Genomic DNA, 6,792 nt, shown 5'->3' on the forward strand with positions numbered 1-6,792 from the left:
AGCGCGACGAGGTCGGGCTTGGGCGCGATCTGCGGAATGATCACGGACTTCCAGGCCAGCTTCTTGTAGCCGAGGACGAGGCGCAGCTTCTCGGAGAAAGGCGACGTGGCGTAGTGGTGGAGGATCAGGTCTGGCATTGAGGTCCTAGCTTCCTGGCGGCTCAGCGGGGCTGGGCGCGCGCGATGATGGAATCGAGATCGGTGCCGGCGCCCAGGGTGCCGAAGGCATGGCCCCAGTCGCCGCCGATGCGGGAGGCACAGAAAGCCGCGGCGACTGCGGCGGGAGCGGTCTGCAGCAGCAGCGCGGCCTGCACCGCGAGCGCTACATCTTGCGCGAGGCGGCGCGCCTCGGTTTCGGTGGCCATGGCTTCGATGCGCGCGGGCAGCGCGTCGGCCAGGCGGTCGAGGGCCGCATCGCTGCCGCGCGCGGGCTTCAGTTCCTGCGCCAGCGCTGCGCTGGCATCGCCCTTGCGCAGGCCGCGCAGCAGATCGAGCGCCATGATGTTGCCGGCGCCTTCCCAGATCGAGTTGAGCGGCATTTCGCGGTAGATGCGCGCCATCACGCCTTCGCCGCCCTCCTCCACGTAGCCATTGCCGCCGAGGCATTCCATCGCCTCCTGCGCGAAGTGGCTGCCGCGCTTGCAGATCCAGAACTTGGCCACCGGCGTGAGCAGGCGCGCCATCAGGCGCTCGTGCGCGTCCTGCGGGCGATCGAAAGCGCGCGCGAGCCGGAGCGCCAGCGCGGTGGCCGCTTCGCTTTCGAGCGCGAGGTCGGCCAGCACGTTCTTCATGAGCGGCTGCGCGAGGAGCGGCTTGCCGAAGGCCTGGCGCTGCGACGCATGGTCGAGCGCGAGGCTGAGCGCCTGGCGCATCAGGCCACTGGTGCCGAGGGCACAGTCGAGGCGAGTCATGGTGCCCATCTCGAGGATCTGCGGGACGCCGCGGCCCTCCTCGCCCACGAGCCAGGCGCTGGCGCCGTGGAACTCGACTTCCGAACTCGCGTTGGCCTTGTTGCCCAGCTTGTCCTTCAGGCGCTGTATACGCATCGCGTTGCGGCTCCCGTCCTCAAGCACGCGCGGCAGGAAGAAGCAGCTGAGGCCCGCGGGGGCCTGCGCCAGCACCAGGAAGGCGTCGCACATCGGCGCGGAGAAGAACCACTTGTGGCCGGTGATCTCGTAGCGCTCGCCCCAGGCGTCGCTGCCGGTGCGCACGGCACGCGTGGTGTTCGCGCGCACGTCGGAGCCGCCCTGCTTCTCGGTCATGCCCATGCCCATGGTCACGCCGGGCTTGTCGCGCCAGGGCTTGAGGGCGGGGTCGTACCAGAGGCTCGCGAGCTTGGGGCCCCAGTCGGCATGGATGGCCGTGTTGCCGCGCAGCGCGGGCGTGACGGCGTAGCTCATCGAGATGGGGCACAGGATGGAGGGCTCGAGCTCGGTGAAGAGCATGAAGCCGGCGGCGCGCTGGACGTGTGGCGACATCGATGCCCCCGTCCACGGCGTGCCGTGCAGCCCCGCCCCGACCGCGGTCTTCATCAGCACGTGGTAGCTGGGATGAAACTCCACCTCGTCGACCCGACGCCCGAACCGGTCATGCGTGTGCAGCACCGCCGGATTCGTGTTGGCGAGCCGCGCATGCGCTTGCATTTCGGCCGAGCCGAGGACTCCGCCCAGGTGTTGCAGCGGCGAAAGCTCCAGCTGCGGCGCGTTGAACTTCAGCGCATCGCGCATCGGCCTGTTGGTCTCGAACAGGTTGTAGTCCACCAGCGGCATGGGCTGGTTGAAGACCTCGTGCGTCGCGTCCATCGCGGCCTCCTTGCGCGAATGAAGCCTATACCAGCTTCACCAGCTGCTTGCCGAAATTCCTGCCCTTGAGCAGTCCCAGGAAAGCCTCGGGCGCCGACTCGATGCCCTGTGCCACCGACTCCCGCGGCCTGAACTTGCCGCTGCCGACCAGCTGTCCCAGTTCGGCCAGCGCCTCGGGCCAGACCTCCATGTGCTCGCTGACGATGAAGCCTTCGAGCTTCATGCGGTTGATGAGGAACAGCGCCGGATTGGCCAGCGGCACCGGCTGCCCGTCGTAGCCGGCGATCATGCCGCACAGCGCGACCCGCGCGAAGGCGTTGGCGCGCAGCAGCACCGCATCGAAGATATAGCCGCCGACGTTCTCGAAATAGCCGTCGATGCCGCCGGGACAGGCTTCCTTGAGCGCAGCGCTCATGCTCTTCACGTCGGGATGCTGCCTGTAGTCGATGCAGTCATCGAAGCCCAGCTCTTCCTTCACGTAGCGGCACTTGTCCGCGCCGCCCGCGATGCCGACGACCCGGCAGCCGCGCGCCTTCGCCAGCACGCCGACGGCACTGCCGACCGCGCCGCTGGCAGCCGTGACCACGACGGTCTCGCCGGCCTTCGGGTCGATGATCTTCACCAGGCCATACCAGGCCGTCACGCCCGGCATGCCGACGGCGCCGAGGTAGTGCGACAGCGGCACGTGCGTGGTGTCCACCTTCTTCAGCGCCCCCGGCTGCGAGGCATCGACCACGCTGTATTCCTGCCATCCGCCGAAGCCGACCACCCTGTCGCCCACGGCGTACTTGGGATGCAGGCTCTCGACCACCTCGCCGGCAGTGCCGCCCTGCATCACCTGGCCGACGGGCTGCGGTTGGGCATAGCTCTTGGCATCGTTCATGCGGCCGCGCATGTACGGGTCCAGGCTCATGTAGTGGTGTCGCACCAGGACCTGGTTCTCCTTCAGCGGCGGCGTCTCGACGCTCACCAGCTTGAAGTTGGAGGCGACGGCTTCGCCGTCGGGGCGGTTGTCGAGCAGTTGCTGGCGATTGGTGGGCATGTCGTGTCTCTCTTTCTCTCGATCGGTTTTCAATCCGTGGAAGGCGGGCGCAGGGCATTCGCGCTGCCGGGACCGGTGGGCAGGCGCCGCTTCACGTACTTGAAGGTGCCGGTCGCATGGGCGCAGGCGCGCTCCTGTTCATCGTAGATCGTGGCTTCGGCGAAGGCCAGCGTGGCGGTACGGTGCATCAGCCGGCCACGCGCATGCAGCGGACCGACGGAGGGCCGCATGAAGCTGGTCTTCATCTCGATGGTGACGACGCCGATCTCGGGCGTCTGGCTGCGCGCTGCAGCGGCCATGGCGATGTCCAGCAAGGTCATGCAGGCGCCGCCATGGGTCACGTCGAAGGTGTTGAGGTGCTCGGGCTTGGCCGTATAGCGGATCTCGGATTCACCGTCCTCGAACTTCGTGAGCTCGAAGCCCAGGTGGCGCGCAAAGGGGATCTGGCTCGTGTAGGAGCGGACGTTGATGTCGGCGGAGTCGCGGGCCATGTCAGGCGGCGCCCAGCACGACACTGACCCCGCCGTCCACCGCCAGCCACTGGCCCGTGATGTGCTTGCCGGCATCGCTGGCGTACAGCAGCGTGATGCCCTTCAGGTCCTCGTCGTCGCCCAGCCGGCCCAGCGGCGCCGCCGCGGCCATCTTGTCCTCGCCCAGCGACTTGATCAGGCCGGCCGCCATCTTGGTCATGAAGAAGCCGGGGCAGATCGCGTTGACGTTGATGTTGTAGCGGCCCCATTCGGCCGCCAGCGTCCGGGTGAAGCCGATCACCGCGGTCTTGGAGGTGTTGTAGGCCAGGGTCTGCATCTCGGGCGGGTTGCCGTTCAGGCCGGCGATCGAGGCGATGTTGATGATGCGACCGCTCTTCTTCGGGATCATGTAGCCGCGCGCGATCTGCTGCGCCAGGATGAAGTAGCCGCGGACGTTGAGGTTCATCACCTTGTCCCAGGCTTCGACCGGGTGCTCCTCGGCCGGCGCGCCCCAGCTGGCGCCCGCGTTGTTGACCAGGATGTCGACCGCGCCCATGCGCTCCAGGGTCTCATCTGCCAGGCGGCGCGTGTCCTCCTCCTTCGAGCAGTCGGCGGCGATCCAGCGGGCATCGATGCCCGCCGCCTGCAGCTCGGCCGCGGCCTGCTCCAGGTCATCCGCCTTGCGCGAGCTCAACATGATCTTCGCACCGGCCTCGCCCAGCGCGTGGGCCATCTGCAGGCCCAGGCCGCGGGAGCCGCCGGTGACCAGGGCGACCTTGCCGCTCAGGTCGAACAGTTTCTGGATGCTTCGTGCGCTCATGGTCTCTTCTCCGGGTTCAGGGGGTTTCATGGTCGAGCACGCTGCGCGACTCGCGCCGCGTGCCCGGTACGGCGGACACCTCGACGTGCTCGATCATGGCTTGAGCCTCGAGCGAACGTAGATGAGGACGACGCCGACCACCGCCATCACGACACCGGGCATGGCGACCGACCAGCCCAGCACTTCGTTGGTGCGGCCCGTTGCAATGCCGAGAATGAGCAGGAAGAGGCCGCCGTAGATCAGGATCCAGATCCACTTCTCGAGCGTGGCATGGGGCTTGGGGTTGCTGGCGGTCATCAGAAGGCTTCCTCGGGCAGGCTTGTGCAGGTCGGATCGCGGCGCTCCACCACCTGGAGCCAGGCGCCGATCTTGGGCAACTCGTAGTGAAAGAAATAGTCGGCGGCGCCGACGCGGCCCAAGGTGGCCGGCAGCGCCCGGGCGCCGTCGCTGCGCAGGGCGTGCTCGGCCACGTCGAGCCAGATCCAGGCCACCACCGTGTGGCCGAAGGCCTGCATGTACGGCACTGCGTTGGCCAGGGCCTCCTGCGGGTTGCCGGTGGACCAGGCCGCGCGGGTGGCGTTGCTGACCTGCTGCAGGGCCTCGGCCAGGGCCTTGGCGTGCGCCGCGAGCGCCGGCACGCGCGCGGCCCGGGCGATGGTGTCGGTGATGCGCGCGGCCAGCAGCTGCAGGCCGCGGCCATCCTCCATCAGCACCTTGCGGCCGAGCAGGTCGGCGGCCTGGATGCCGTGCGTGCCCTCGTGGATCATGTTGAGGCGGTTGTCGCGCCAGTACTGCTCCACCGGAAAGTCGCGCGTGTAGCCGTAGCCGCCATGCACCTGGATCGCGAGCGAGTTGGCTTCCAGGCACCACTCGCTGGGCCAGCTCTTGGCGATCGGCGTCAGCACTTCGAGCAGCAGGCGCGCATCGTCGGCGGCCTGAGGGTCACCGGTCTTCTGCTCGTCGACCAGGCGCGCACAGTAGAGCTCGAGCGCCAGCGCGCCTTCGCAGTAGGACTTCTGCGCCAGCAGCATGCGGCGCACATCGGCGTGCTCGATGATGCGCACCTGCGGCTTGGCCGCATCCTTGCCCGCAGGGCCGGCCGGCCGGCCCTGCGGGCGGTTCTTCGCGTAGTCCAGCGAGGCGTGGTAGCCGGCCATGCCCAGCATGGTGGCCGCGGTGCCGACGCCGATTCGGGCCTCGTTCATCATGTGGAACATGCAATGCAGGCCCTTGCCGGGCTGGCCCACCAGGTAGCCGATCGCGCCGGGCTTGCCGTCGACCGGGAACCTGCCTTCGCCGAAATTCAGGAGCGTGTTGGTAGTGCCACGCCAGCCGAGCTTGTGGTTGAGGCCCGCGAGCGCGACATCGTTGCGCTGGCCGGTGAGCCGCCCTTCCGTGTCGACCATCTTCTTCGGCACGATGAAAAGCGAGATGCCGCGCGTGCCCGGAATCAGCTTGCCGTTCTCGTCCGGGATCTTGGCCAGCACGATGTGAACAATGTTCTCGGTCAGCTCATGATCGCCCGCCGAGATCCACATCTTGTTGCCGGTGAGCCGGAAGCGTGGGCCCAGTGGATCGTCCTGGAAGTCCGGCCCGTCCGGCACGGCGCGCGTCGCGACGTCGCTGAGGCTGGAGCCCGCCTGCGGCTCCGACAGGCACATCGTGCCCGACCAGCGGCCGGAAAACTCGTTCTTCGCGAACACCGCCTGCTGCATCGGCGTGCCATGCACCATCAGCAGGTTGGCGTTGCCGCTGGTCAGCATGTTCGAGCCGATGCTGACCGAGGCCATGGCGAAGAAGCTGTTGGCCGCCGCCTGCAGGGTGTAGGGCAGCTGCATGCCGCCGATGTCGTAGTCCTGCGCGGCGCTCAGCATGCCCGACTCGACGAAGGCCTTGTGGGCGTCGTGCGTGGCCTGCGGCAGGATCACCTTGTCGCCGTCGAAATGCGGCTCCTGCGTGTCGACGATGCGGTTGTACGGCGCGTACTTCTCGCGCGCGATGCGCTCGCAGGTATCGAGCACGGCATCGAAGGTCTCGCGCGAGTGGTCGGCGAAGCGCTCGCGCTGGTTGAGCGACTCGGCATCGAGCCAGTCGTAGAGGAGGAAATCGAGCGTTGGGCGAAGGCTCATGGCTTGTGCGGGTCGGGAGAACGCGATTCGAGCGACCACGCTTGCGCATCGTTCAGAGCTCGAGGCAGTGGTCTCAGGAGTTGACGAATGCGCGGCTCGGCGCGCGCGAGCAAGTCGGGGTTCTGCTGGTAGGCGGCCAGGATGAATGCGCGATTGGCTTCGATCTCCCGCAGCAGCCGCAGATTCGATTCAGCACTCATGATGCAGACCAACAGTGATTGGAACGGGAATGACAGGATGGAGGTTGGCGGCCTTGGCACAGGCGATGAACCGTGCCAGATTGGCTGAATCCATTGCCAAGACCACATCGACGTCCATCGTGACGCGCTGATAGCCGTGCAATGTGACGGCCAAGCCCCCCACGAGAACATAGTCCACATGCGCGTCGTCAAGCGACTGAAGGAGGTCGAACATGCTCATGACGTGATAGTAGATTGAGCGTGCCACAATTTGTTCGTGATGCGCTTGTGACGCGGGCCCAGGTCAAAGCACCTCGAACACCCCCGCCGCACCCATGCCGCCGCCGATGC

Annotated in this window: 9 protein-coding genes; all 9 read right to left on the bottom strand. The window is 67.3% G+C overall.

Annotated features, from left to right (window positions below):
* On the bottom strand, positions 1-137 hold a 137-nt coding region (locus APY03_RS44390; RefSeq protein WP_232324386.1), incomplete at its 3' end, for a glutathione S-transferase N-terminal domain-containing protein.
* 23 nt (positions 138-160) lie between these two features.
* Positions 161-1,801: an isovaleryl-CoA dehydrogenase gene (locus tag APY03_RS24200; protein ID WP_068680830.1), complete on the bottom strand. Its 1,641-nt coding sequence runs from the start codon at positions 1,799-1,801 to the stop codon at positions 161-163.
* 25 nt (positions 1,802-1,826) lie between these two features.
* Complete coding sequence (locus APY03_RS24205; protein WP_068680832.1) at positions 1,827-2,843, bottom strand: NADP-dependent oxidoreductase; 1,017 nt, start codon at positions 2,841-2,843, stop codon at positions 1,827-1,829.
* A gap of 29 nt (positions 2,844-2,872) precedes the next feature.
* Positions 2,873-3,334 carry a PaaI family thioesterase gene (locus APY03_RS24210; protein WP_068680834.1) on the bottom strand — a complete coding sequence of 154 codons (462 nt, stop codon included), beginning with the start codon at positions 3,332-3,334 and terminating at the stop codon, positions 2,873-2,875.
* 1 nt (position 3,335) lies between these two features.
* Positions 3,336-4,133 carry an SDR family oxidoreductase gene (locus APY03_RS24215; RefSeq protein WP_068680842.1) on the bottom strand — a complete coding sequence of 266 codons (798 nt, stop codon included), beginning with the start codon at positions 4,131-4,133 and terminating at the stop codon, positions 3,336-3,338.
* 93 nt (positions 4,134-4,226) lie between these two features.
* Complete coding sequence (locus tag APY03_RS24220) at positions 4,227-4,430, bottom strand: hypothetical protein (RefSeq protein WP_068680843.1); 204 nt, start codon at positions 4,428-4,430, stop codon at positions 4,227-4,229.
* The gene (locus tag APY03_RS24225) at positions 4,430-6,262 is read right to left on the bottom strand and encodes an acyl-CoA dehydrogenase (protein ID WP_068680845.1); all 1,833 of its coding nucleotides are present in this window, start codon (positions 6,260-6,262) and stop codon (positions 4,430-4,432) included. Before APY03_RS24225 ends, APY03_RS24220 begins: the two co-directional genes overlap by 1 nt.
* On the bottom strand, positions 6,259-6,462 hold the full coding sequence (locus APY03_RS24230) for a hypothetical protein (RefSeq protein WP_068680848.1): 204 nt from the start codon (positions 6,460-6,462) through the stop codon (positions 6,259-6,261). Before APY03_RS24230 ends, APY03_RS24225 begins: the two co-directional genes overlap by 4 nt.
* A complete protein-coding gene (locus APY03_RS24235; RefSeq protein WP_068680850.1) occupies positions 6,452-6,682 on the bottom strand; it encodes a hypothetical protein in 231 nt (76 codons plus the stop codon). The genes APY03_RS24230 and APY03_RS24235 overlap by 11 nt, the downstream gene beginning before the upstream one ends.
* Positions 6,683-6,792: the final 110 nt, after the last annotated feature.

The sequence above is a fragment of the Variovorax sp. WDL1 genome, assembly GCF_001541225.1.
Taxonomy (GTDB): domain Bacteria; phylum Pseudomonadota; class Gammaproteobacteria; order Burkholderiales; family Burkholderiaceae_C; genus Variovorax.

Excerpts from the sequence above, each read along its gene's own strand:
- APY03_RS24200 (WP_068680830.1), bottom strand. The coding sequence starts at position 1,801 with ATGGACGCGACGCACGAGGTCTTCAACCAGCCCATGCCGCTGGTGGAC.
- APY03_RS24205 (WP_068680832.1), bottom strand. The coding sequence starts at position 2,843 with ATGCCCACCAATCGCCAGCAACTGCTCGACAACCGCCCCGACGGCGAA.
- APY03_RS24210 (WP_068680834.1), bottom strand. The coding sequence starts at position 3,334 with ATGGCCCGCGACTCCGCCGACATCAACGTCCGCTCCTACACGAGCCAG.
- APY03_RS24215 (WP_068680842.1), bottom strand. The coding sequence starts at position 4,133 with ATGAGCGCACGAAGCATCCAGAAACTGTTCGACCTGAGCGGCAAGGTC.
- APY03_RS24220 (WP_068680843.1), bottom strand. The coding sequence starts at position 4,430 with ATGACCGCCAGCAACCCCAAGCCCCATGCCACGCTCGAGAAGTGGATC.
- APY03_RS24225 (WP_068680845.1), bottom strand. The coding sequence starts at position 6,262 with ATGAGCCTTCGCCCAACGCTCGATTTCCTCCTCTACGACTGGCTCGAT.
- APY03_RS24230 (WP_068680848.1), bottom strand. The coding sequence starts at position 6,462 with ATGAGTGCTGAATCGAATCTGCGGCTGCTGCGGGAGATCGAAGCCAAT.
- APY03_RS24235 (WP_068680850.1), bottom strand. The coding sequence starts at position 6,682 with ATGAGCATGTTCGACCTCCTTCAGTCGCTTGACGACGCGCATGTGGAC.